Consider the following 22,327-nt stretch of genomic DNA (forward strand, 5'->3'; position numbering starts at 1 on the left):
GCCGAGCCTTACCGCTTCACACTTTTCCTGGAACTGCTCCGACCTCGTGGTCCAGCACCGTCATGACCTGGCCGCGCCGCTCCGGACTGAAGCGGATGACGACGATGATGCAGACGGCGACCACACCGGCAAACAGGGCCAGAGCGTGGCCGTAGCTGCCGCCGGGGGATTCGGCGATGCCGGCCTGATAGGGTCCGCCATAGGAAGCGGCGAGATTGCCGGCCTGGTAGATGAAGCCGGGCAAGGTCGCCCGCACGGCGCCCGGCGAAAGCTCGTTGAGGTGCACCGGAATGACGCCCCAGGCGCCCTGCACCGCGACCTGCATGACAAAGGCGCCGATGGCGAGCATGAAGGGCGTGGTCGAATAGGCCCAGAGAGGGATGGCCGGCAAGGCAATCACGCAGGCAAGGGTAATCGCATTGACGCGGCCGATCCTCTCCGACAACGCGCCGAAGGCCAAGCCGCCGACGATGGCGCCGATATTGGCGACGACGGTTATCCAGCTCACCGTGTGCGGATCGAACCCGTGCTGCTTCTTCAGGAAGGTCGGGTAGAGGTCCTGGGTGCCGTGGCTGAAGAAGTTGAAGAACATCATCAGCACGATGGCATAGAGCGCGATGCCCCAGTGTCTGCGCAGCGTCTCGACAAGGCCGGGCCGCGCCTGCGCGCGGCCTTCGACGAAGGCCGGCGATTCCGGCACGTGCGTGCGGATGAACAGCACGATCAGCGCCGGCACGAAGCTGAGCAGGAACATCAAGCGCCAGCCGACGGTGAAGCCACCGATCTTCTGCTGATAGATCAGCCCGTAGACCACCGCGGCGAGCAGGTAGCCGGCCGGATAGCCGCATTGCAGGATGCCCGAGACCATGCCGCGGGCCCTGGGCGGAATGGATTCCATGGCAAGCGAGCTGCCCAGCCCCCATTCACCTCCCATGGCGATGCCGAACAGGGCGCGCAGGGCCAGGAATATGCCGAGATTGGGCGAGAAGGCGGCGAGCGCGCCAATCACCGAATAGCTGACGATGTTAAGCATCAGGATGGGCTTGCGGCCGTATCTGTCGGCCAGCATGCCGAAGACGAATGCGCCGATGAAGCGCGTCGCCAGGGTCAGGAACAATGCCTTCGAGACGGCCGGCACGTCGGAGTGGAATTCAGTGGCAATGTCGGTGAGCAGGAATGTCAAAAGGAAGAAATCAAACGCGTCGAGCGTCCAGCCCAGGAAGGATGCGACGACGGTCTTCTTCTGCTCGGCGGTGAGATTCAAGGCGGTCCTCCTTTGCATCCCCCGGCGAACGATATGTTCCCAAAGGCACAAAAGAGAACCGTCCGTTTGCCGGTTTTCGGTAAACCGGCGGTCACATTTGCGTAAGCTCGAGGTCGAAGACCATCAGCCCGTCGGTGCCGCCCTCGAGCGCCGCGACCAGCCTGGCGCCGGCGCGCCGATGCGCTTCATCGACCAGATAGGCATCGCGGGCTGCTGCGTCGCGGAAGTCGACGGTGAAGCCATGCGTGCAGCCGCGCGCGAAAGGCTCGGGGCTGACATTCACGCTGAAATGGACCTTCCCCATCCCGTCGATCAAGGAGCGCAGCGCTTCGAGATCGGCGTGGATCGCCGTGCGTTCAGCGGCGGGAACGTCGTCGCGGAAGCGAACGAAGACGCAGTGGCGGATCATCGTTTGGCCCTCACGCCGCCTGGTTGCCCTTGAACACGGCCGGCGGCAGCGGCTCGCGGCCGAGGATCAGGTCGGCACCCTTTTCGCCGACCATGATCGTCGGTGCATTGGTGTTGGAGGAAGGCACGCGCGGCATCACCGAGGCGTCGCAGACGCGCAGGCCTTCTATGCCGCGCAGCCTCAGATCCGGCGTCACCACGCTCATCCCGTCATGGCCCATTCGACAGGTACCAACAGGGTGATGGTCGGTCTTGGATGTCCGGCAGGCATAGTCGAAGAGGTCGGCATCGCTTTGCAGGGCAGGGCCCGGCAGCACCTCGCGCAGCACATAGGGCTGGAGCGCCTTCTGGCGCATGATCTCGCGCGCCAGCCGCAGACCCTTGATCGACATGTCGCGGTCATGCGGATCCGACCAGTAGTTCGGATCGATCAGCGGATGGTCGGCCGGGTCGGCGCTCTTCAGTCGCACCGTGCCGCGCGAGCGCGGGCGCAAGAACGCGGAGTTGAGCGTCACGCCGGGGTTATTCAGCTTCTCGACGCCGGCCTCGATGCCGGAGCCGAGGCCGAGATGGAACTGGATGTCGGGCGAGGCGGCGGTCGGGTCGGCATACCAGAAGCCGCCGGTCTCAAACAGGCTGGAGGCCACCGGCCCTTTCTTCAACAGCAGATATTGCAGGCCCGCCCACATCGTGCGGTGCAGCTTGGCGTAGTTGTCGTAGGTGTGGTCGCCGGTGCATTCGGCGATCACGAACAGGTCGAGATGGTCCTGCATATTGGAGCCGACGCCGGGCAGATCGTGGACCGGCGTTATGCCCACCGACTGCAGATGGTCGGCCGGGCCGATGCCGGATTGCATCAACAGCTTCGGCGATCCGATGGCGCCGGAGGAGACGATAACCTCTCGCTCGGCGCGCAGGATCGTCTTCTCGCCGCCAGGCTTGTCGACAAGCTCGACGCCGATGGCGCGGCCTTTCTCGACGACGACGCGGGTGACGAGCACGTCGGTCCGGACGGTCAGGTTCTTGCGCGCGCGGATCGGCTTCAGATAGGCGACGGAGGCGGACGAGCGTCGCGCGTCCTTCTGGGTGAGCTGATAATAGCCGACGCCTTCCTGGCTGGCGCCATTGAAATCCGGATTGAAGGGGATGCCCATCTCCTGGCCGGCGCGGAAATAGGCCTCGCAGATCGGCAGCGGCGAGATCGGGTTGGAGACGCCGAGCGGTCCCTGGTCGCCGTGATAGTCGTTGGCGAAGCGCTGGTTGTTCTCGGCGCGCTTGAAATAGGGCAGCACGTCGCGATAGCTCCAGCCGGCCAGGCCCTCTTCTTTCTCCCAGGCATCATAGTCGCGGGCATTGCCGCGCGTGTAGATCTGCGCGTTGATGGACGAGCCGCCGCCGACCACCTTCGCCTGCGTGTACCAGAAGACCCGGTCTTTCATGTTCTTCTGCGGCACCGTCGACCAGCCCCAGGAGGCGATGCCCTTGGTCATCTTGGCAAAGCCCGCCGGCATGTGGATCAGGGGATGCCAGTCCTTGCCGCCGGCTTCCAGGAGCAGGACCGAATGGGACGGATCCTCGCTCAGCCGGTTGGCCAGAACGCAGCCGGCCGGGCCGGCGCCAACGATGATGTAGTCAGCCATGGTTCCACTCACTCACAAGCGAGGCACGGAAAGCGCGCCGTCGACATCGATGACCGATCCGGTCGAAAAGCCGAACCTGCCGGAGGCTAGCGCTGCGACCACCGCGCCGACGTCGGCGGCTTCGCCCCAGCGTTCGGCCGGCACCAGCCCGCCGTCGATCAGCGCGTCATATTTGGCGGAAACGCCCGAGGTCATGTCGGTGCGGATGATGCCCGGCCGCACCTCGAACACGCCGATGTTTTCCGCTGCCAGGCGCAGCGCCAGGTTCTTCACCCACATGGAAAGGCCGGCCTTGGAGATGCAGTAGTCGGCGCGTTCCGGCGACGCCATCGCGGCGCTGACCGAGGTGATGGTGATGATCGATCTGGCCGAACCTGCCGGCGCCGAAAGCATGGCCTTGGCAACGGCCTGGCTGAGAAATACCGTGCCGCGCAGGTTGATGGCCATCGCGCGGTCGAAATTCGCCGGCTTCAGCTCCAGAAGGTCGCCCCGCACCACGGCGCCGACGCCGGCATTGTTGACCAGGCAATCGATGCGGCCGAATGCATCCGTCGCGGCCTCGACGAGCGCGGCATGGTGGGCAAGATCGGCGACGTCGCAACGCGCGTAGGCGAACTTCGCCCCGCGTCCGGTGATGGTGTCGGCAAGTCCATCAGCGGGCTTCTCGGCGAGCTCGGCGACAAGGATGTCGAAGCCGGCGTCGGCCAGCGCCTCGGCACAGGCCAATCCGATGCCGCGCGCGCCTCCGGTGACGATGGCTGCGGGGCGGCTCATTGGAAATTGGTCCTGTGGAAGTTGGCGCTGCCCCTCATCGCCCTGCCCGGCACTTCTCCCCGTATAGTGACGGGGAGAAGGGCGCTGTCATCGGCGCTTTCACCAATCGCCAGCGCTAAGGAAAGGACGCCGGGGACGCGGCCATCCCCCTTCTCCCCGTTCACGGGGAGAAGGTGCCGGCAGGCGGATGAGGGGCAGCGCTGTCGTGTCATGCAGAAAGCTCCGTCCTGCGGATGTGGTCGGCGACGCGTAGCGCCTGGGCTGCGATCGACAGCGCCGGATTGACCGCTGCAGAGGTCGGCAGGAAGCTGCCGTCGACGACGAAGAGGTTTCGGTGGTCGAAGGCGCGGCAGAACGGGTCGAGCGGCGCCGTCGCCGGATCGTTGCCCATGCGCACGGTGCCGCACTGATGCGAGGGCGTGCGTTTGTCGAAGGGACGCGACAGGACGATGGGATAGCCGCAGGCGCGAAAATTCTCGCGCATGACCTTGGTCAGGCCTTCCAGCGACTGCATGTTGGAGCGCCGCCACTGCATGACGATCTCCTTGCCGTCGACCATGATGCGGCTTTCCGGATCGGGCAGGTCCTCGCACATCAGGTACCAGTCGACGGCATGGCCGGCCATGAAATCGAGCGCGAATTTCGGCGCAAGCTTGACGTTGGCCTTCAGCATGTTGCCGTCGATCTTGCCGAGCAACTGAACGTTGCCCAGCGGCTTGCCGCCCTTGCCGTCCGACAGATAGTAGTCGTTGAGCATCAGCGTCTTCTGATAGACGGCATCGTTGCGGCGGCGCGGATCGATTGCCAGCATCGCGCTGGAATTATGGTTCATGAAATTGCGGCCGACCTGGTCGGAGCTGTTGGCGAGACCCTTGCCGCCTGCCTTGCCGTTGTTGGCGGAAGGCGAGCGCAACAGGATGACGGCGGAATTGACCGCGCCGGCCGCGACGATGACGAGCTTCGGCGTGAGCCTCTTCTGCGCGCCACCCTGGGTGTAGTGGATGGCGGCGATCGACTTGCCGTCCGGCGCGGGCTCCAGCCAATCGACATGGGCGCCGGTTTCCAGCTTGATGTTGGAGTCGTCGAGCGCGGCCGCCAGAGGGCCAGTCTGGGCATCGATCTTGCCCTGGCCGGTGTTCGGGAAAGCGTCCCAACCGGTCCTGCCGTCCTTCAGCCAGGCTTCGATGTCGACCCCGAGCGGCAGCGAGGCTGGATGCAGCCCGAGCCTTTTCAGCTCGGCGCGGGCGCGCGCGATCGGCGGCTCGTCGGGCACCGCCTCGAAGGGGTAGGGCATAGAATGGAACGGCTCGGTCGGATCCTCGCCGAGCGTCCCGCGCACGCGGAAAAGCTGCTCGGCTCTAGAGTACCAGGGCTCGAACTCGTCATAGGAAAACGGCCAGGCCGGCGAGATGCCGCCGAAATGCTCCAGCTCGGAAAAATCCTCCTTGCGGTAGCGGATCAGCACGGCGCCGAAGAATTTCGAATTGCCGCCGACATAATAGTAGTTGCCGGGGTTGAAGGCCGGCCCGCCGGCTTCGCGCCACATCTCCTTCGGCCGGTAGTGCTCGTCGACGAAGATCGAGCGGGTCGAGCGCGCATGCGGCGTCGCCGGCAAGGGTTCGCCGCGCTCCAGGATCAGGATCGAGGCGCCGCTGCCGGCCAAGCCGGCGGCGATCGTGGCGCCGCCAATGCCGGAGCCGATGATGACGATATCCGGATTTGTCATGGTGGGTTAGAGAATGCGCTTCTCGGTGGCCGGATCGAAGAACACCGCCTTGCTGAGGTTGAAGGCGAGCGGCGTGCTGGTGCCGGGCTGGATCCGGGCATCCGCGCGCAGCCGCGCCACCACGCCCTTGCCGCCGAGATTGGTGACGGCGAAGGTGTCGGAACCGGCCGGCTCGACCACCTCGATATGACAATCGGCCGTGGCGATGTCGGACCCGTTGCGCTCGGCGCCTTCAGGATCGGTCAGCGCCTCCGGGCGGACGCCGAAGATCACCGGCTTGTCCCTGAAGGCCGCAAGGCCCGCCGGCGCCCCGGGCAGCGCCAGCGTGATCGGCTGGCGCGCCTCGCGATCGAGCACCACAGAAAAGCCGCTGCCATTGGCGCCGATCTTGGCCGGGATCAGGTTCATCGCCGGGGAGCCCATGAAGTCGGCGACGAAGACATTGGTGGGATTGTTGTAGATCTCGGCCGGCGTGCCGAACTGCTGCACCTCGCCGTCGCGCATGACGGCGATCTTGGTCGCCAGCGTCATCGCCTCGATCTGGTCATGCGTGACATAGACGATGGTCGTGCCGGTCGTCGCATGCAGGCGCTTGATCTCGATGCGCATGTCGACGCGCAGCTTGGCGTCGAGGTTGGAGAGCGGCTCGTCGAACAGGAAGAGCTTCGGGTCGCGCACCAGCGCACGGCCCATGGCGACGCGCTGGCGCTGGCCGCCGGAAAGCTGGCTCGGCTTGCGCTGCAAGAGGTGGCCGATCTGCAGGGTTTTGGCGACCTTGTCGATGGCAGCCTGGCGTTCGGCTGCCGGCACGCCGCGCATCTCCATGCCGAAGGCGATGTTTCCGGCAACCGTCATGTTCGGATAGAGGGCGTAGCTCTGGAAGACCATGGCGATGTCGCGCTTGGAAGGGTGCAGATCGTTGATCGCGCGACCTTCGACGCGGATCTCGCCCTCGGAGATGTTCTCCAGCCCGGCGATGGTGTTGAGCAGAGTGGATTTGCCGCAGCCGGATGGACCGACCAGCACGAGGAAGCCGCCCTTTTCGAGTTCGACATTGATGCCCTTCAGAATCTCGACATTCCCGAAGCGCTTCTTCAGCCCATCAATTTCCAGAAAAGCCATGGTCGTTCCTTCAAGAAAGAGGGTCAGCCCTTGACCGCGCCGGCCATCAGCCCGCGCACGAAATAGCGGCCGGCGACGACGTAGACGATCAGGGTAGGGAGGGCGGCGATCATCGCCGCAGCCATGTTGACGTTGTATTCGACGACGCCGGTCGAGGTGTTGACGACATTGTTCAGCGCCACCGTCATCGGCATGACATCGCCGGTGCCGGCATAGGCGGAGGCGAACAGGAAGTCGTTCCAGATATTGGTGAACTGGTAGATGACGGTGACGACGAAGATCGGCATCGAGTTCGGCAGCATGATGCGGCGGAAGATCTGGAAGAAGGAGGCGCCGTCGACCTGCGCCGCCTTGATCAGCTCCGTCGGGAAGGCTTCGTAATAGTTGCGGAAGAACAGCGTGGTGAAGCCCAGGCCGTAGACCACGTGGACGAACACCAGGTTGACCGTCGAATTGCCGAGGCCGAAATTGAAGCCGGTCGCGTTCTGCAGCGTGACGCCGAAGCGGCCGAGGCTGCCGAGGATCGTCGCCATCGGCAAGAGCACCGACTGGAACGGTATGAAGCAGGCGAACAGCATCATCGCGAAGACCAGCGTGTGGCCGCGGAAGCGCCATTTGGTCAGCACATAGCCGTTGAGCGCGCCGAGCAGCGTCGAGATCAGCACCGCCGGAACCACCATCTTGATGGAGTTCCAGAAGTAACCCTTGATCCCCGCACAAGTCAGGCCGACGCAGGTCTCGCCCCAGGCCTTGAACCAGGGCTCGATGGTCGGCGATTGCGGCAGCGCCAGCATATTGCCGTTCTGGATCTCGTCCATGCTCTTGAACGAGGTGACCAGCATGACGAAGAGCGGCATCAGGTAGAACAGCGCGAACAGCGCGAGCAGTCCGTAGATGACGATGCGGTTGAGCGTCCTGGCGCCGGCGCCGCTCGAGGCCTGGCGGGCAGGTGAGGTGACGGCGCTCATCGCGGCTTCTCCCGGAGCTCGGAATAGAGGTATGGCACGATGATCGCCGTCAGCGTCATCAGCATGATCACCGCGCTGGCGGAGCCGACGGCCATCTCGTTGCGCTTGAAGGTGAACTCGTACATGAAGTTGGACGGCAGCCACGCCGAGCCGCCCGGCCCGCCGCTGGTCAGCGCCACGACCAGGTCGTAGGACTTGATGGCGAGGTGAGCGAGCACGATGAAGGCCGACAGGAACACCGGCCGCAACAGCGGAATGACGATGCGGCGGTAGAGCTGGAAGGTGGTGGCGCCATCGATCTGCGCCGCCTTCATGATCTCGCCATCGATGCCGCGAAGGCCAGCAAGGAACATCGCCATGATGAAGCCCGAGGCCTGCCAGACGCCGGCGATGACCACGGTGTAGATGACGAAATCCTTGTTCTTGATCCAGTCGAAATGGAAGCTCGTCCAGCCCCATTGATGCAGCGTCTGCTCGAGACCGAGGCCTGGGTCGAGGAACCATTTCCAGGCGACGCCGGTGACGATGAAGGACAGCGCCATCGGGTATAGGTAGATCGGCCGCAGCACGCCTTCGCCCCGGATCTTCTGGTCGAGCAGGATCGCCAGGAACAGGCCGAGCGCAAGGCAGATGAGGATGTAGAGGAAGCCGAATATGCCCATGTTGGTGATCGAGGTGTACCAGCTCGACGGCGGGTCGCTCTCGAAGGTCCAGCGCCACAGCCGCTGATAGGCGCGGGCGCCCGTGATGTCATAGGACGGGAAGGTCTTGGAGTTGGTGAACGACAGATAGATCGTCCACAGGATGAAGCCATAGACGAAGACGATCGTCGCCGCGAAGCTCGGCGCTAGAACGATCTTCGGCAACAGATCCTGCAACCGCGAGCGGACTGTCGCGGTGGGGCGGGCGTCGTGCTCCGGCGTCAGCTTGATGCGTGTTTCGGCAACTGTGCTCATCGGCTCATCCAGTACCGGTTCGTGGGGACGTGCCGGCGCGGGGCGCCAGGCGACAATCCCGAACATGTCTCGACAGGAGACCTCCCCCGCCTGAGCGGGGGAGACTCGAGTGGTTTTGTTTATGCAATTCCGGACGGAAAACCGCTATGCACTTTTCCTGGAATTGCCCCAGCAAAACGCGTTACTTTGCGTCGTCGATCGCCTTGACCAATTCGGTCACGGCCTCGTCCGAGGTCTTGATCTGGCCATGGACGAATTTCGAGATCACGTCCTTGTAGGCATTGGCGACGGCCGGAGGCGCGCCGTAGCCCTGGGCCAGCGAGCCGAACAGCGTGCCGCCTTCGTTGGCGGCCTTCAGATCGGCGATGCCCTTCTTGCCGCAGGCGTCGAAGTCGGTGTCCGGCACGTCGGTGCGGGCCGGAACCGAACCCTTGACGACGTTGAAGGCCGACTGGAAGCTCTTCGACAGCGTTGCGGTGGCCAAAGCGACCTGGGCGGCCTTGCGGTCTTCCGGAACGTTGAACATGCCGAACATATCGGAGTTGTAGATCACCGAGCCGTCGGTGCCCGGGAAACGGTAGCAGAGGAAGTCGGTGCCGGGGGTCTTGTTGGCGGCGTGGAACTCGCCCTTGGCCCAGTCGCCCATGACCTGAACCAGCGCGTCGCCCTTGATGACCATGGCGGTGGCGAGATTCCAGTCGCGGCCCGAGAAGTTCGGATCGACATAGGTGACCAGCTTGGCGAGGTTGTCGAACGACTTCTTCATCGTGTCGGACTTGAGCGACTCCTCATCAAGGTCGTTCATCGCCTTCTTGTAGAACTCCGGGCCGCCGGTCGACAGCACGACGGAATCGAACATGGTGGCTTCCTGCCAGTTCTGTCCCCCGAGCGCGAGCGGGATGACTCCCGCTGCCTTGGCCTTGTCGAGCAAGGCAATGAAGTCGTCGAAGGTCTTCGGCTCGGTGCCGCCGATCTTGTCCATCACCGCCTTGTTGATCCACAGCCAGTTGACGGAGTGAACGTTGACCGGAGCCGCGACCCACTTGCCGTCATAGACGGAGAACTTCTGCAGGGCGGCCGGAACGGACTTGTCCCAGCCTTCCTTCTTGGCAGTTTCGGTGAGGTCGCCCATGACGCCGGCGGCGGCATAGTCGAGTACGGTGTAGCCGAGCATCTGCGAGGCGGTCGGATAGTTGCCGGCCGCGACCATCGCCTTCAGCGCGGTCATGGCAGCGTCGCCGCCGCCGCCGGCCACGGGCACGTCCTTCCAGGCATAGCCTTCCTTGGACAGATCCTCCTTGAGGACGTTCAGAGCAGCCGCTTCGCCGCCCGACGTCCACCAATGCAGCATCTGCACTTCCTTGACGTCCGCGGCATGCGCCGAGAATGCAAAGCTCGTCGCAAGAGCCGTTCCGATAAGCAATTTGCGCAACATGTACTACCTCCCTTGTTGCATGCATATGACCGGCGGATGTCCGCCGGGCGCTCCCAACTCAGCCGACCCACCATCCGGTGCGCTGGCCGCGATGAAACTGGATAGTCTTTTCCTCGGTGTAATCCTCGACGGCGCGTTTGCCGAGTTCGCGTCCTAGACCGGACTGCTTGTAGCCGCCGAAGGGCAGTTCGGGATAACCTTCCATGAACGTGTTCACCCAAACCGTCCCCGAACGCACACCGCGCGCCACCGACATGCATGTGTCGATATCGGCGCTCCACACTCCCGCAGACAGACCATAGGGCGTGTTGTTGGCGATGTGCAATGCCTCTTCAATCGTTTCAAAAGTCAGCACCGACAGCACTGGCCCGAACACTTCCTCGCGCGCGATCGCCATGTCCTCGGTAACGCCGCAGATGATGGTCGGGTCGAGATATTGGCCGGCATTCGAGGCCAGTTGCCGCCCGCCGTAGTAGACTTCGCTGCCGTCATTGGCGGCTGACGCCACATAACCGGCGACTTTCGCGAGGTGGTCGAACGAGATCATGGCGCCGACCTTGGTGCGGTCGTCGAGCGGATCGCCGACCCTGACCTTTTGCGCCAGCGACTTGACCGCGCCGAGAAAGTCGTCGGCGATCGCCTCATGGACGATCAGCCGGCTGCCGGCGTTGCAGCATTCGCCGGCGTTGAAGAAGCCGCCGAACACAGCAGCATCGGCTGCCGCTTCGAGGTCGGCGTCGGGAAACACGATCTGGCCGTTCTTGCCGCCGAGCTCCATCGAGACCTTCTTCAGCGAATTGGACGCGGCGGCCATGGTCATCTTGCCGACCCGGGTGGAGCCGGTGAAGGACACCATCTCGACCAGCGGATGGTTGACCATCGGCGCGCCAACGTCGCTGCCAAGACCGGCAAGGATGTTGACGACGCCGGCCGGCAGGCCTGCGTCGAGCAGGATGTCGCCGAGCACGAAAGTCGAGGCCGAGGTCATCTCGCTCGGCTTCACCAGCGCCGTGCAGCCGGCCGCGAGCGCGAAGGGCAGTTTCTGGCTGATGATCAGGAAAGGGAAGTTCCACGGCGTGATGATCGAGACGACGCCGATCGGCTCGCGCAGCACCACGCCGAGCATGGAATCGCCGAGGTTGGCATAACTCTCGCCGTGAAGGGTGCGGGCAAGCGAGGCGGCGTAGCGCCAGATGTCGACAGCACCGCCGATCTCGCCGCGCGCCTGGGCGATCGGCTTGCCGGACTCCAGCGCGTCGAGGCGGGCGATCTCTTCCAGCCGGCTCTCGATCAAGTCGGCCGCCTTGAGCAGCACCGCAGCACGTTCCGATGCCTTCATGCGCGGCCAAGGGCCAGTTTCGAACGCCTTGTGCGCGGCCTGCACAGCAGCTTCAACTTCCGCAGCACCGGCCAGGGCATAGCGCGAGACGGCAAAACCATGGCCGGGGCTGCTGCGCTCGATGGTGCGGCGGTCGCGAGCGTCGACATGCTTGCCGTCGATCAGGAGCTTGTAGCTCCTCGGCGCTGCAGACGCCTCGGCCGGCATGGCGATGTTGAGGGGTGCGTTCATGATATTCCTCTAGGATCTCGAAAAGGCCGGCTTCCGCTTGGCCTTGAAGGCGCCGACGCCGGCTTTGAGATCGGTCGTCAGCGCAATGAAGCCGCTGGCGAGCGCCTCGGTGGCGGCAGCGCTTTCCTCGCCTTCGGCGACGGCGATCATCAGCTTGGCGGCCTCGCTCGCCAGCGGCCCGCGTTCGGCGATCTTGTCTGCCCACGCTTTCGCTTCGTCGAACGCCCTTCCAGTATCGACAACGCGGTCGACGATGCCCAGGGCAAATGCATCGGCCGCCAGAAAGATCTCGCCGCCGAGCGCCATGCGCCGGACTGCCTGGGCGCCGAAGCGGCGGACGGCGCGCTGCGTGCCGGACCAGCCGGGCACGACGCCGATCGATGTTTCGGGGAAACCAAGCTTCACCTGGGTTTCGGCGACGCGGAAATCGCAGGCCGCGGCCAGTTCCAGCCCGCCGCCGAGCGCGTGGCCCGCCAGCACCGCGATGGTCGGCTGCCTGAGCCGCGCCAGCCGGTCGAAAACGCGGTGGCCATAGCGGACCCATTGCACCTGGAAATCGGCTGCGCTCATCGCACCCCAGGCCTCGACGTCGCCGCCGGCGCAAAAGCCCTTGCCTTCGCCGCGCAGGAGCACGACGCGGACGCCGTCGCCCAGTTCCGCCTCGTCGAGCGCCGATTCGAGCGCGCGCAGCATCGGGATGTCGAGCGCATTGAACTTTTCCGGCCGCCGCAGCGTGACCATGCCGACGGCGCCATCCTGCTCGAAGCTGACGAGACGCTCAGCCATGCGCGCCTCCGAGCGAGGCGTCGCCATTCAACGACAGGCCGATCGGCCGGTCATGGTAGAGCGGCGAGGGCGTCACCTTCAGGTCGTTGGCGACTGCGAGCGGTGTGTCGGCCTGGCCAAGAACGTCGCGTTCGAGGTCGATGCCGGGCGCAAGCTCCGTGACCATCAGCCCGTCAGGCGTCAGCTTCATCACGCAGCGCTCGGTGACATAGGTGATGTCCTGTCCTTGCGCGACGGCGCGCTTGCCGGAAAAGGAGATGTGCTCGACCTCCTCGACGATCTTCTTGACCTTGCCTTCCTGATCGATGCGGATGGCGCCATCGGCGAGCGAAAGCTTGGCGCCGGCATTGAAGAAGCCGGAAAAGACGATCTTCTTCGCTCGCGACGTGATGTCCACGAAGCCGCCGGCGCCGGCCGTCACATGTGGTCTGGCCGAGAGCTTCGAAACGTTGACCGAGCCGTTGCGGTCGATCTGCAGGAAGGACAGCAGCGAAGCGTCGAAGCCCCCGGCCTGGAAATAGGTGAACTGGTGGGGCGAGGGCATGATCGCCTCGGCATTCGAGGCGCAGCCGAACTTGAAATCGAGCAGCGGCACGCCGCCGACCGCGCCCTGCTCGATCACCCAGGTGACCTTGCCGTGCTGGCCTTCCTCGAGAAGGATGCGCGGCACGTTGGCTGAGATGCCGAAGCCGATATTGACGGCCATGCCGTCGCGCAACTCCATGGCGACGCGGCGCGCGATCACCTTCTGGATGTTCATCTCCGGCGTGCGGAAGGTCGAGAGCGGCCGGAAGATTTCACCCGAGATTGCCGGATCGTAAGGCGTCTGCGTGGTCTGCAGCTGATCGGGCGCGACGACGATATGGTCGACCAGCACGCCCGGCACGCGCACGTCATGCGGCTTCAACGTGCCGTTCTCGACCACCCGCTTGACCTGTGCAATGACGATGCCGCCGTTGTTGCGGGCCGCCAGCGCCTGCTCCAGCCCGCCAAGATAGGCGCCCTCATGCTCGTAGGTGAGGTTGCCACGCTCGTCGGCCGTGGTGGCGCGGATGATCGAGATGTTGGGGACGATGGCGCGGAAATAAAGCCATTCCTCGCCGTCGAACTGCTGCACCGAGACGATAGGCTCGCCCGCCGCGGCATTCATGGCGCAGCCCTGGTGGCGCGGGTCGGCGAAGGTGTCGAGGCCGACCTTGGTCAGCACGCCCGGCCGCTTGGCCGCAGCCTCGCGATGCATGTCGAAGAGGATGCCGGAGGGCACGTTGTAGGCGGCGACCGAATTGTCGCCGATCATCTGCCATATCCGCGGCGGCTCGGCGGAGGAGGGCCCGGAGGGGTAGGAGCCGCAGAGCGTTCGCTTCAACAGCCCTGACTTGGCGAGGTGGTCGATGCCCTTGATGCCGTACATGTCGCCGGCGGCGATCGGGTGCAGCGTGGTGATGTTCCTCGGATGGCCATCCGTATCGAAACGCGCGCCGATCGCGGCTAGCACGGCGTCGGGGCAGCCAAGGCCGCTAGACGACGACACCGACACGACCATGCCGTCCTCGATCAGGTTGGCGGCGTAAGCCGCCGAGACGAGCTTGCTCACGCGAGGCTCCCCAGTTGCGGATCGATCATAACCGCCTTGCCGGTCCTGGCGGATTGCAGCGCGGCCTCGGCGGACGCCAGCGACCAGATACCGTCCTCGCCAGTGGCGGAGGGCTGGCCGTCGCCCCGGATTGCGGCATGGAACTGCCGCAGCGAACGGGTGTAGAGATCCTCGCGGTCGAAATTCAGCTCTTCCTCGCCAGCCGCGGTGCGCAGCAGCACCGAGCCGACCGGCTTCTGCGTCATCACATTGGTGGCGATCAGCGAACCTTCCGATCCATGCACTTCGAAGCCGGTGCCGGCGAACTTGGTCGTAAAACCCTCATGCGACTGGGCAATGACGCCGGACTTGAAGCGCCAGATGCACATGGCGCCGTCTTCTAGCCCGCCGCTGGCCATGCCGGCCGACTGGGTGAAGGCTGAGACCTCGACCGGATCGACGCCGAGCACGAAGCGCAGCGTGTCGGCGTCGTGTACGGTGATGTCCAGCACAACGCCGCCACCGGCTTCGGGCCTGGTGACGCGCCAGCCCTGCAAAGTCTCCGGCAGGAACACGGAATGGAAGACGCGCGCCGCGATCGGCTTGCCGATCCGACCCGCGGCAATCGCCTCGCGCATGGCGCGGTGCGCGCCGGCATTGCGCAGATGGTGGTTGGTGCCGAAGACGATGCCGGCAGCCTTGGCGGCGGCGACCATCCTTCTGGCATCGGCACTGGTCAGCGCCAGCGGCTTTTCGCACAGCACATGCTTGCCGGCCTTGATGGCGGCGAGACCCTGGTCGAGATGCAGTTCGTTGGTGGTCGAGATATAGACGGCGTCTATGTCTGCAGCGAGGAGTGCGTCGAGCGAGGAGACAGCGGCAGCAATGCCGTTTTCCGTGGCATAGGCCCGGGCACGCTCGGCGCTGGAGCTCATAACGGCGGCGATCTCGCCGTCGGCCTGGGCGCGAATGGCGTTGATCATGAACTGTTTGCCGATCGTACTGGCGCCGATCAGTCCCCATTTCACGGTCATGCCGGATCTCCTGTTCCGATGCGCTGGGTGTTGCGATCCGGGCCGCAGCTTTCCCTGACGACGAGGCTGATGGCGCCGATATGGTCCTCGGCGCGTGTGGTGCGCGATTGGATCATCTTTAGCATGGCATGGGCGGCGCGTTCGCCGAGGCCTGCGGTGTTGACTGCGACGCTGGTCAGCGCCGGCATGTAATGCTCCGCCTCGACCACGTCGTCGAAGCCGACGACCGCAAAATCCGTTCCCGCTTCGAGCCCGCGCTTGCGCAGCGCCAACATGACGCCGAAGGCGACGGCGTCGTTGAAGCAGAGCGCAGCCGTGGGCGGCTCGGACGCCGCCAAGGCGGTCTCCAGGCAAGCCATGCCGCCCTTGCGACTGGTCTCGCCCTCGACGATGGTCCGCTCGGCTATGCCAAGCGCGTCACATGCTTCCAGAAATCCGCCGAGGCGCTCGTGATAGACGACGAGGTCGGAGGAGCCGCCGAAGAACGCCAGGCGGCGATGCCCCTTGCGGATCAGATGCTCGGTGGCGAGAAAAGCGCCGCGATGATTGTCGGGTGCAATCACCGGAATTCGGCTTTCGGGCAAACGACGCATCGCGAAGACGATCGGCACGCCGGCCGTTTCGATGCGGCGGAAGGCGCCCGGCGTGGTGCCGCGGGCCGGCGACACGATCAGGCCGGCAACACCCTGTTCCATCAGCGATTTCAGCACCTCTTCCTGGCGGACGGGATTTTCCGCGGTGTTGGCGATGAACGGCACGATGCCGGCAGCCTGAAAGACTCGCTCCATGCCCACTGCAAGCTCGGCGAAAAAGGGATTGGTGAGATCGTTGATCACCATGCCGATGACGTTGGAGTGAGCCTTGCGCAGATTGGCGGCGCCGCGGTTGTAGACATAGCCGACGTCCTCGATTGCCTTGCGGACCCTGGTCGCGGTCTCGGGCCGGATCAGCCCGCTGCCTTGCAGCACGAGCGACACCGTCGATTTGGACACGCCGGCTTCCCGGGCGATGTCCAGGATCGTCGCCTTGGCCCGGCTGGCCATCCCGAAGCGTCTCCCTTCTTGGACAAAAGCTATTGGAACGTTCTAATCATCGCGACAAATGAGAGTCAATCCCGATTCGTACGAAACCGACCAGAACCGCTGACCAGCATCGGAAAACGTGGAAATTCGGAAGCTCCGCAGGTGTAGGGCGCGGCAGTTCGGATCACGGAACGCCGAGTCACGAAGCGCCTTGATTTGTTGGAACGTTCCAGTTATAGCCGCCGAAAAGGGAGAGCTTCATGGTCATCACCCTGCCTTCGGAAAATGGCAGCCGTGCCAGCTATCGGCTGGTCGGCCAACCGGCCGAACCCCGGATCGGCGCGCAATTCTCGCGCATCGCCTATGCCGCCGCCCATGTCGTTGCAGATCCATTCGCCATGACGGATCCATGGTCGCGGCCGGTCATCGACTGGGACAAGACAATGGCGTTCCGCCATCATCTGTGGCGGCTGGGCTTCCGCATCGCGGAGGCGATGGACACCTCGCAGCGCGGCATGGGTTTCGACTGGACAAGCGCGAAGGAACTAATCCGGCGCTCCATTGCCGAAGCGCGCACGGCAAAGGGCGCCGACCTCGCTTCCGGGGCGGGGACCGACCATCTGGCGCCAGCGGCGGCAAAGACGCTGGCCGACGTGATCCACGCCTATGAGGAGCAGTTCGCCTTCATCGAGGGCGAAGGCGGCAAAGCGATCATGATGGCGAGCCGCGCGCTGGCTGCAGCCGCCAGGGGCCCGGGCGATTACGCCCATGTCTACGACCGTCTTCTCTCGCAGGCTTCCGGCAAGGTCATCCTGCACTGGCTGGGCGACATGTTCGATCCGGCATTGAAAGGCTATTGGGGCAGCCAGGATTTCGAACCGGCGCTCGACACCGTCGTTGCGATTATCGATCGCCACGCGCACAAGATCGAGGGCATCAAGATATCGCTGCTCGATGCAGACAAGGAGCTCGCGCTGCGGGACCGGCTGCCGGAGGGCGTCATCATGTTCACCGGCGACGACTTCAACTATCCCGAACTGATCGCCGGCGACGGCAAGAGACATTCGCATGCGCTGCTCGGGATTTTCGACGCCATCGCGCCGGTAGCCAGCGCGGCGTTGGCGAAGCTGGCCGAGAATGATCGAGCCGGCTACGACGCATTGATGGGGCCGACCGTGCCGCTGTCGCGTAAGATCTTCGAGGCGCCGACCGAGTATTATAAGGCCGGCATCGTCTTCATGGCCTGGCTGAACGGGCACCAGGATCATTTTGCGATGGTGGGCGGCATGCAGTCGGCACGCGGCATAGGCCACTATGCCGACGTCTTCCGGCTCGCCGATCAGGCAGGGTTGCTGGCCGACCCGGACCTTGCCGTCGCCAGAATGAAAGCTCTCTGCGCCGTTGCCGGTGTCTGAGCCGACTATAGGAGTGGCTGAAGAGTATCTCGCCGGTTTGATTTGCGTTCTCAGGCCAAATCTGTATTCGCTTGCCGAAATGCATGCGGATGAAATACGGCAATGGCAGGCAAAGTGGCCCTCATTACGGGTGTAACGGGGCAGGACGGAGCCTACCTTGCAGAGCTGCTGCTGCAGAAGGGCTATGTCGTCCATGGCGTCAAACGCCGGTCGTCTTCTTTCAACACCGAGCGCGTCGACGACATCTATGTCGATCCGCATGAGAGCGGGGCGCGTTTCTTCCTGCACTATGGCGATCTGACCGACGCGACCAATCTGATCCGGCTGGTGCAGGAGACGAAGCCGAGCGAGATCTACAATCTCGGCGCCCAAAGCCATGTCCAGGTCAGCTTCGAAACGCCGGAATACACGGCCAACTCCGACGCGCTGGGAACGCTCCGGCTGCTTGAGGCGATCCGCATCCTCGGCCTGGAGAAGTCGGTGCGCTTCTACCAGGCCTCGACGTCGGAGCTTTACGGCAAGGTGGCGGAAGTTCCGCAGAACGAAGCGACACCGTTCCGACCGCGTTCGCCCTACGCCGCGGCGAAGCTCTATGCCTATTGGATCACGGTGAATTATCGTCAGGCCTACGGCATGTTTGCCGCAAACGGCATCCTGTTCAATCACGAGAGCCCGATGCGAGGCGAAACCTTTGTCACTCGCAAGATCACGCGCGCCGTAGCCGCGATCCATCACGGACTGCAGAACACGCTTTACCTCGGCAACATCGATGCCATGCGCGATTGGGGGCATGCGCGCGACTATGTCGAGGGCATGTGGCGTATACTCCAGCACGACGAGCCGGACGATTTCGTGCTGGCGACGGGCGAGGGGCATTCGGTGCGCGAGTTCGTCGAGCTGGCTTTCGCCGAGACCGGCAGGACCATTCGCTGGCAGGGCGCAGGCGTCGACGAGATTGGTATCGACGCGGCCTCAGGATCGGTGCTGGTGCGCATCGACCCGCGCTATTTCCGCCCGACCGAGGTGGACACGCTGCTCGGTGACGCCTCCAAGGCCAAACGCAGCCTGGGTTGGTCGCACACGACCGGCTTCAGGGAATTGGTGGCGGAAATGGTGAAAGCCGACATGGCCTCTGCCGCAAGCGGCGCATGGCATGGCGGCCATTCAGCGTAGGACGTGTCGATGGGAGAAATCTTCGACCTGAGGGGCAAGCGGATTTTCGTTGCCGGGCATCGCGGGATGGTCGGCTCGGCGGTGGTGCGCCGGTTGGCGTGCGAGGACTGCGAAGCCCTGACGGTCCCGCGCGATGAGCTCGATCTTCTCGACCAGGCCGGGGTTCGGCGCTGGATGAACGAGCATCGGCCCGATGCCGTGGTGATGGCAGCGGCCAAGGTCGGCGGGATCCTGGCCAACGACCGGCTTCCGGTGGATTTTCTCTATGAAAACCTTGTCGTGGAAACCAATGTCATTGAGGCTGCGTTCCGCAGCGAGGTCCGAAAGCTCCTGTTTCTAGGCTCATCCTGCATCTACCCGAAACTGGCGCCGCAGCCGATCCCGGAGGATGCGCTGCTGACTGGTCCGCTCGAGCCCACCAACGAATGGTACGCGGTCGCAAAGATCGCCGGGCTGAAACTGTGCCAGGCCTACCGGCGGCAGTATGGCGCCGATTTCGTCTCGGCAATGCCGACCAACCTCTATGGCCCGGGCGACAATTTCGACCTCAACAGCAGTCACGTCGTGCCGGCCCTGATGCGCAAGGCGCATGAGGCGAAGCGGAGCGGCAGCAAGACGATCGAGGTCTGGGGTTCAGGCAGGCCCAGGCGCGAGTTCCTGCATGTGGACGATGCAGCCGATGCACTGGTCTGGCTGCTGAAAAACTACTCCGACGACAGCCATGTCAATGTCGGCTCGGGCGAGGACGTCACCATCGCGGAACTCGCCCACACCATCGTGTCGGTCGTGGGAGCCGGCACCGAGATCGTGTTCGACCCGACCAAGCCGGACGGCACGCCGCGCAAACTTATGGACGTGTCGCGCCTGTTCGCAGCCGGATGGCGACCGAACTATTCGCTGCGCGACGGACTGCAACAGACCTACGGCTGGTTTCTGGAGCGTCTCGAGACGGGCGAGATCCGGCTGGGGCAGGCTCGCTAAATCGTGACGCGCTGAAACGGATTCAGGCGACGTGCTTTAAGTCGATGCATGTCGTAGCCCCAGAACCGCTACACACTTCTGGGCGATATGCATTAGGTCCTTGTCTTTATGCATGTCGTTTTCGCAAGACCGCTGCAAACCTTTGCGCGACATGCAGTGAGGCGCTGCCGGCAGGGTCACGGCGTGTCTGACGGCCTCGGCGCTTCCGGCTTCGTGGGACAATTTGGCTGGCTCGGATTCGGACGGATTGCCGTTGCCGATCGCTGTCGTCGGCTGGTTTCCGCCCATTGGATTGGAAGCGCCGCAACGGTGCCTTGCGCCACCTAGTCCATGACGAAAAAAAGCCGCGCTCTTGCCGGGCGCGGCTTCTCTGGATGGCAAGTCCGCTATTTCGTCTGAAACCGTGCGACCGAAAGGAACTTCACCGCATTGCCGCTGAACCGGCTGGCATCCTGCACCTCGCCGTCCGTCTGGAAGCCCGCCGTGTAGACCTCGCTCGGCGCCGTATGGACGATGTTGTAGGCATAGCGCGGACCCGTCGTCGGGTCGGAAACGGCGGCGATATTCTCGCCGCTGCCCAGGGCCCAGCGCGCCGCCTGCGGCGGCGCTGCGACCACCATCGCCTTCGGCCCGGGTTTCAGGTCCCGGGTGGAAGGCCTGGCTTCCTTGCGCGTTGTCTTCACGCCGGCGCCGATCGCCTGCGCAGGATCGGTCCCGGCGGGGCGGGCAGCGATGGCGTCCCGCGGCGATGCCGCGTCGAGACCCGAGGGATCGTTGAAAGCGGAACGGGGCTGCGGTTCCGTCAGCGACGCAAGCTGATATTCGGCGCCGCTCGCGCCGGCCTCGGTCGTTGCGTTGGCCTGTTCGAGAACTGCCTTGATCTCATCCGGCTTGCTCGCATCGGGCCGCTCGGTCGGCAGCACCGAGAACGCATCGGTCGCGCTCTTGTCCTGCGAAGCCGTATCGGCCAGAGCCAGAAGCACAGCCTTGTCCTTGGGCGCCAGCTCCGCCGGCAAATCCGGCCGCCGGGTGGGCAGCGGAACGTTGTTGACCGCGACCTGGGCCGGATCGGCGCCGGTCTGGGGCGCACCGGAGTCGGCCATGCCGAACGGCACATTGGCCGGCGCATGAGCGGTCGCTACAGCCTGCTCGGTCGTAGCCGTGGCATCCGCCATACCGAATGGCACATTCTCAGGCGCCTGGCCGACATCGGCCTTCGGACGCGGCGCGAAGGCCGGCAACGGAATCTCCTTCGGCGGCAGCGCGGCGATGATGGTCTCAGGCGTATCCTGCTGCGGCTGCGAATCGTCGCTGCCGTCGTCGGCGATCTGCGGAATGTTGGCGCGCTTGGCGTCCTTCGGAGCGACGATTGCGATGCCCGGCAGATTGCTGCTCTTGGCCATCGCCACCTGCTTCACGACCTTCTGCTGAGGCGCCGGAGCGCCGCCGCCGGTATCGGCGTCATCATCGGCCTCGTCTGCGCCGCCACCAAACCAGGCTGCAAGCAGTCCGCCAGATCGCTTGGTCGAGCCTCCGGCACTGGCGAGTTCGATGTTGGGCGTCCCGGCACCCTTGCGTGCCTTGTAGGCAGCCATCGCCTGTTCGTAGCCCGGCAGCGGCCTGCCGTCGCTCGGCACATGCAATGTCTTGCCGTTCGGGAACAGGCTGACCAGCTCCTGACGGCTGATCCCCGGCCAGTGGCGCACATTGCCGACATCCATATGCACGAAAGGCGAACCCGACGTCGGATAGTAACCGACGCCGCCGCCCTGCATCTTGAGCCCGATATTGCGCAGCTTCTTCAGCGGCACGCCGGGAATGTAGAAGTCCATCGCCTTGCCGAGCATGTGCTGGCTTTTCTCGGCAACGCCCCTGCTGCGGCTGCGCAGCATCGAATTCGTGGCCGGCGAACGATAGCCGCAGACGACCTGGATGTAGTCCGTCGCCCCGGCCTGCCGATAGGCTTCCCACACGAGGTCGAGCAGCCGCGGATCCATCTTGGTCGGTTCGTTGCGGCGCCAGTCGCGCAGGAGGATGTTGATCTTGCGCAGGCCTTCCGGATCGTAGCGGCCATTGCGCTTGAAGACGATCTCCGCCTTTTCGTGCGTGTGCAGGTGATAGAGCTTCAGCGAACGAACTTCGGCCCTCGCCCCGGACGAGGCAGCTGAGAGAACCCCGACGGCCAGAATCACGGCAGCCAGCCATCTCGGCCAGACGCTCATGTGGAAATGCCGCCCGTTCTTGTATCGCTCGACTTTGTTCAAATCAAATGGCCTTGCAGGCTGCCGTTTGTCCCCGGATTTGACCAAACGGATGCAGAACTAGCACATCCGAATATCGACCCTAATGGTTAATCATCGCTTATTGAAGCCGAAATGCGGTAACACCATGGCGATATCCCGTCAAAAATGATGCACTGCGTTTCGTGGTAAATCACTGGTTTAGATCATGAATTCGGCTCAAGCCGAAACACGATCTGT

At 64.2% G+C, this 22,327-nt stretch carries 18 protein-coding genes; 3 read left to right on the plus strand and 15 right to left on the minus strand.

The window, feature by feature from the left end; all coding sequences use genetic code 11:
* Positions 1-16 precede the first annotated feature (16 nt).
* The 14 genes from EJ074_RS22875 to EJ074_RS22945 all read right to left on the minus strand — a co-directional run bounded on the left by EJ074_RS22875 (position 17) and on the right by EJ074_RS22945 (position 16,299).
* Positions 17-1,264 carry an MFS transporter gene (locus tag EJ074_RS22875; protein ID WP_165349998.1) on the minus strand — a complete coding sequence of 416 codons (1,248 nt, stop codon included), beginning with the start codon at positions 1,262-1,264 and terminating at the stop codon, positions 17-19.
* 91 nt (positions 1,265-1,355) lie between these two features.
* On the minus strand, positions 1,356-1,673 hold the full coding sequence (locus EJ074_RS22880) for a Dabb family protein (protein WP_129553810.1): 318 nt from the start codon (positions 1,671-1,673) through the stop codon (positions 1,356-1,358).
* 10 nt (positions 1,674-1,683) lie between these two features.
* The gene (locus tag EJ074_RS22885) at positions 1,684-3,312 is read right to left on the minus strand and encodes a choline dehydrogenase (protein WP_095806309.1); all 1,629 of its coding nucleotides are present in this window, start codon (positions 3,310-3,312) and stop codon (positions 1,684-1,686) included.
* Positions 3,313-3,324: 12 nt separating this feature from the next.
* Entirely contained in the window at positions 3,325-4,086 is a 762-nt protein-coding gene (locus EJ074_RS22890; RefSeq protein WP_129553811.1) for a 3-ketoacyl-ACP reductase, read from the minus strand.
* A 208-nt stretch (positions 4,087-4,294) separates the two neighbouring features.
* The gene (locus EJ074_RS22900) at positions 4,295-5,812 is read right to left on the minus strand and encodes a GMC family oxidoreductase (protein ID WP_095806307.1); all 1,518 of its coding nucleotides are present in this window, start codon (positions 5,810-5,812) and stop codon (positions 4,295-4,297) included.
* A gap of 6 nt (positions 5,813-5,818) precedes the next feature.
* Positions 5,819-6,934, minus strand: coding sequence for an ABC transporter ATP-binding protein (locus tag EJ074_RS22905; RefSeq protein WP_095806306.1), 1,116 nt, complete (start codon positions 6,932-6,934; stop codon positions 5,819-5,821).
* Between the two features lie 23 nt (positions 6,935-6,957).
* Complete coding sequence (locus EJ074_RS22910; protein WP_095806305.1) at positions 6,958-7,902, minus strand: carbohydrate ABC transporter permease; 945 nt, start codon at positions 7,900-7,902, stop codon at positions 6,958-6,960.
* The gene (locus tag EJ074_RS22915) at positions 7,899-8,858 is read right to left on the minus strand and encodes a sugar ABC transporter permease (RefSeq protein WP_095806484.1); all 960 of its coding nucleotides are present in this window, start codon (positions 8,856-8,858) and stop codon (positions 7,899-7,901) included. The genes EJ074_RS22910 and EJ074_RS22915 overlap by 4 nt, the downstream gene beginning before the upstream one ends.
* A gap of 181 nt (positions 8,859-9,039) precedes the next feature.
* Entirely contained in the window at positions 9,040-10,293 is a 1,254-nt protein-coding gene (locus EJ074_RS22920) for an ABC transporter substrate-binding protein (protein WP_095806304.1), read from the minus strand.
* A gap of 58 nt (positions 10,294-10,351) precedes the next feature.
* Complete coding sequence (locus EJ074_RS22925; RefSeq protein ID WP_095806303.1) at positions 10,352-11,863, minus strand: aldehyde dehydrogenase family protein; 1,512 nt, start codon at positions 11,861-11,863, stop codon at positions 10,352-10,354.
* Between the two features lie 9 nt (positions 11,864-11,872).
* Positions 11,873-12,649 carry an enoyl-CoA hydratase/isomerase family protein gene (locus EJ074_RS22930; protein WP_095806483.1) on the minus strand — a complete coding sequence of 259 codons (777 nt, stop codon included), beginning with the start codon at positions 12,647-12,649 and terminating at the stop codon, positions 11,873-11,875.
* Positions 12,642-14,243: an acyl CoA:acetate/3-ketoacid CoA transferase gene (locus EJ074_RS22935; RefSeq protein WP_095806302.1), complete on the minus strand. Its 1,602-nt coding sequence runs from the start codon at positions 14,241-14,243 to the stop codon at positions 12,642-12,644. Before EJ074_RS22935 ends, EJ074_RS22930 begins: the two co-directional genes overlap by 8 nt.
* Positions 14,240-15,256, minus strand: a complete 1,017-nt coding sequence (locus tag EJ074_RS22940) for a Gfo/Idh/MocA family oxidoreductase (protein ID WP_095806301.1) — start codon at positions 15,254-15,256, stop codon at positions 14,240-14,242. Before EJ074_RS22940 ends, EJ074_RS22935 begins: the two co-directional genes overlap by 4 nt.
* Positions 15,253-16,299, minus strand: a complete 1,047-nt coding sequence (locus tag EJ074_RS22945) for a LacI family DNA-binding transcriptional regulator (RefSeq protein ID WP_095806300.1) — start codon at positions 16,297-16,299, stop codon at positions 15,253-15,255. Before EJ074_RS22945 ends, EJ074_RS22940 begins: the two co-directional genes overlap by 4 nt.
* A 239-nt stretch (positions 16,300-16,538) precedes the next feature.
* On the opposite strand from EJ074_RS22945, the gene EJ074_RS22950 reads away from it, so the two are divergent.
* The 3 genes from EJ074_RS22950 (at position 16,539) to EJ074_RS22960 (ending at position 19,847) form a co-directional block, all read left to right on the plus strand.
* Positions 16,539-17,693, plus strand: a complete 1,155-nt coding sequence (locus tag EJ074_RS22950; RefSeq protein ID WP_095806299.1) for a dihydrodipicolinate synthase family protein — start codon at positions 16,539-16,541, stop codon at positions 17,691-17,693.
* A 102-nt stretch (positions 17,694-17,795) separates the two neighbouring features.
* Positions 17,796-18,866 (plus strand): GDP-mannose 4,6-dehydratase, encoded by a 1,071-nt coding sequence (gene gmd / locus EJ074_RS22955; protein ID WP_095806298.1) that lies wholly within the window; start codon positions 17,796-17,798, stop codon positions 18,864-18,866.
* A gap of 9 nt (positions 18,867-18,875) precedes the next feature.
* On the plus strand, positions 18,876-19,847 hold the full coding sequence (locus EJ074_RS22960) for a GDP-L-fucose synthase (protein WP_095806297.1): 972 nt from the start codon (positions 18,876-18,878) through the stop codon (positions 19,845-19,847).
* Between the two features lie 386 nt (positions 19,848-20,233).
* Here the strand turns inward: EJ074_RS22960 and EJ074_RS22965 are convergent, their stop codons facing one another.
* Entirely contained in the window at positions 20,234-22,069 is a 1,836-nt protein-coding gene (locus tag EJ074_RS22965; protein WP_095806482.1) for a DUF882 domain-containing protein, read from the minus strand.
* Between the last annotated feature and the right edge of the window lie 258 nt (positions 22,070-22,327).

The sequence above is a fragment of the Mesorhizobium sp. M3A.F.Ca.ET.080.04.2.1 genome (assembly GCF_003952525.1).
Classification (GTDB): domain Bacteria; phylum Pseudomonadota; class Alphaproteobacteria; order Rhizobiales; family Rhizobiaceae; genus Mesorhizobium.

Excerpts from the sequence above, each read along its gene's own strand:
- EJ074_RS22960 (WP_095806297.1), top strand. The coding sequence starts at position 18,876 with ATGGGAGAAATCTTCGACCTGAGGGGCAAGCGGATTTTCGTTGCCGGG.
- EJ074_RS22885 (WP_095806309.1), bottom strand. The coding sequence starts at position 3,312 with ATGGCTGACTACATCATCGTTGGCGCCGGCCCGGCCGGCTGCGTTCTG.
- EJ074_RS22950 (WP_095806299.1), top strand. The coding sequence starts at position 16,539 with ATGGTCATCACCCTGCCTTCGGAAAATGGCAGCCGTGCCAGCTATCGG.
- EJ074_RS22880 (WP_129553810.1), bottom strand. The coding sequence starts at position 1,673 with ATGATCCGCCACTGCGTCTTCGTTCGCTTCCGCGACGACGTTCCCGCC.
- gmd (WP_095806298.1), top strand. The coding sequence starts at position 17,796 with ATGGCAGGCAAAGTGGCCCTCATTACGGGTGTAACGGGGCAGGACGGA.
- EJ074_RS22920 (WP_095806304.1), bottom strand. The coding sequence starts at position 10,293 with ATGTTGCGCAAATTGCTTATCGGAACGGCTCTTGCGACGAGCTTTGCA.
- EJ074_RS22930 (WP_095806483.1), bottom strand. The coding sequence starts at position 12,649 with ATGGCTGAGCGTCTCGTCAGCTTCGAGCAGGATGGCGCCGTCGGCATG.
- EJ074_RS22915 (WP_095806484.1), bottom strand. The coding sequence starts at position 8,858 with ATGAGCACAGTTGCCGAAACACGCATCAAGCTGACGCCGGAGCACGAC.
- EJ074_RS22900 (WP_095806307.1), bottom strand. The coding sequence starts at position 5,812 with ATGACAAATCCGGATATCGTCATCATCGGCTCCGGCATTGGCGGCGCC.
- EJ074_RS22945 (WP_095806300.1), bottom strand. The coding sequence starts at position 16,299 with ATGGCCAGCCGGGCCAAGGCGACGATCCTGGACATCGCCCGGGAAGCC.
- EJ074_RS22910 (WP_095806305.1), bottom strand. The coding sequence starts at position 7,902 with ATGAGCGCCGTCACCTCACCTGCCCGCCAGGCCTCGAGCGGCGCCGGC.
- EJ074_RS22940 (WP_095806301.1), bottom strand. The coding sequence starts at position 15,256 with ATGACCGTGAAATGGGGACTGATCGGCGCCAGTACGATCGGCAAACAG.
- EJ074_RS22925 (WP_095806303.1), bottom strand. The coding sequence starts at position 11,863 with ATGAACGCACCCCTCAACATCGCCATGCCGGCCGAGGCGTCTGCAGCG.
- EJ074_RS22905 (WP_095806306.1), bottom strand. The coding sequence starts at position 6,934 with ATGGCTTTTCTGGAAATTGATGGGCTGAAGAAGCGCTTCGGGAATGTC.
- EJ074_RS22965 (WP_095806482.1), bottom strand. The coding sequence starts at position 22,069 with ATGAGCGTCTGGCCGAGATGGCTGGCTGCCGTGATTCTGGCCGTCGGG.
- EJ074_RS22890 (WP_129553811.1), bottom strand. The coding sequence starts at position 4,086 with ATGAGCCGCCCCGCAGCCATCGTCACCGGAGGCGCGCGCGGCATCGGA.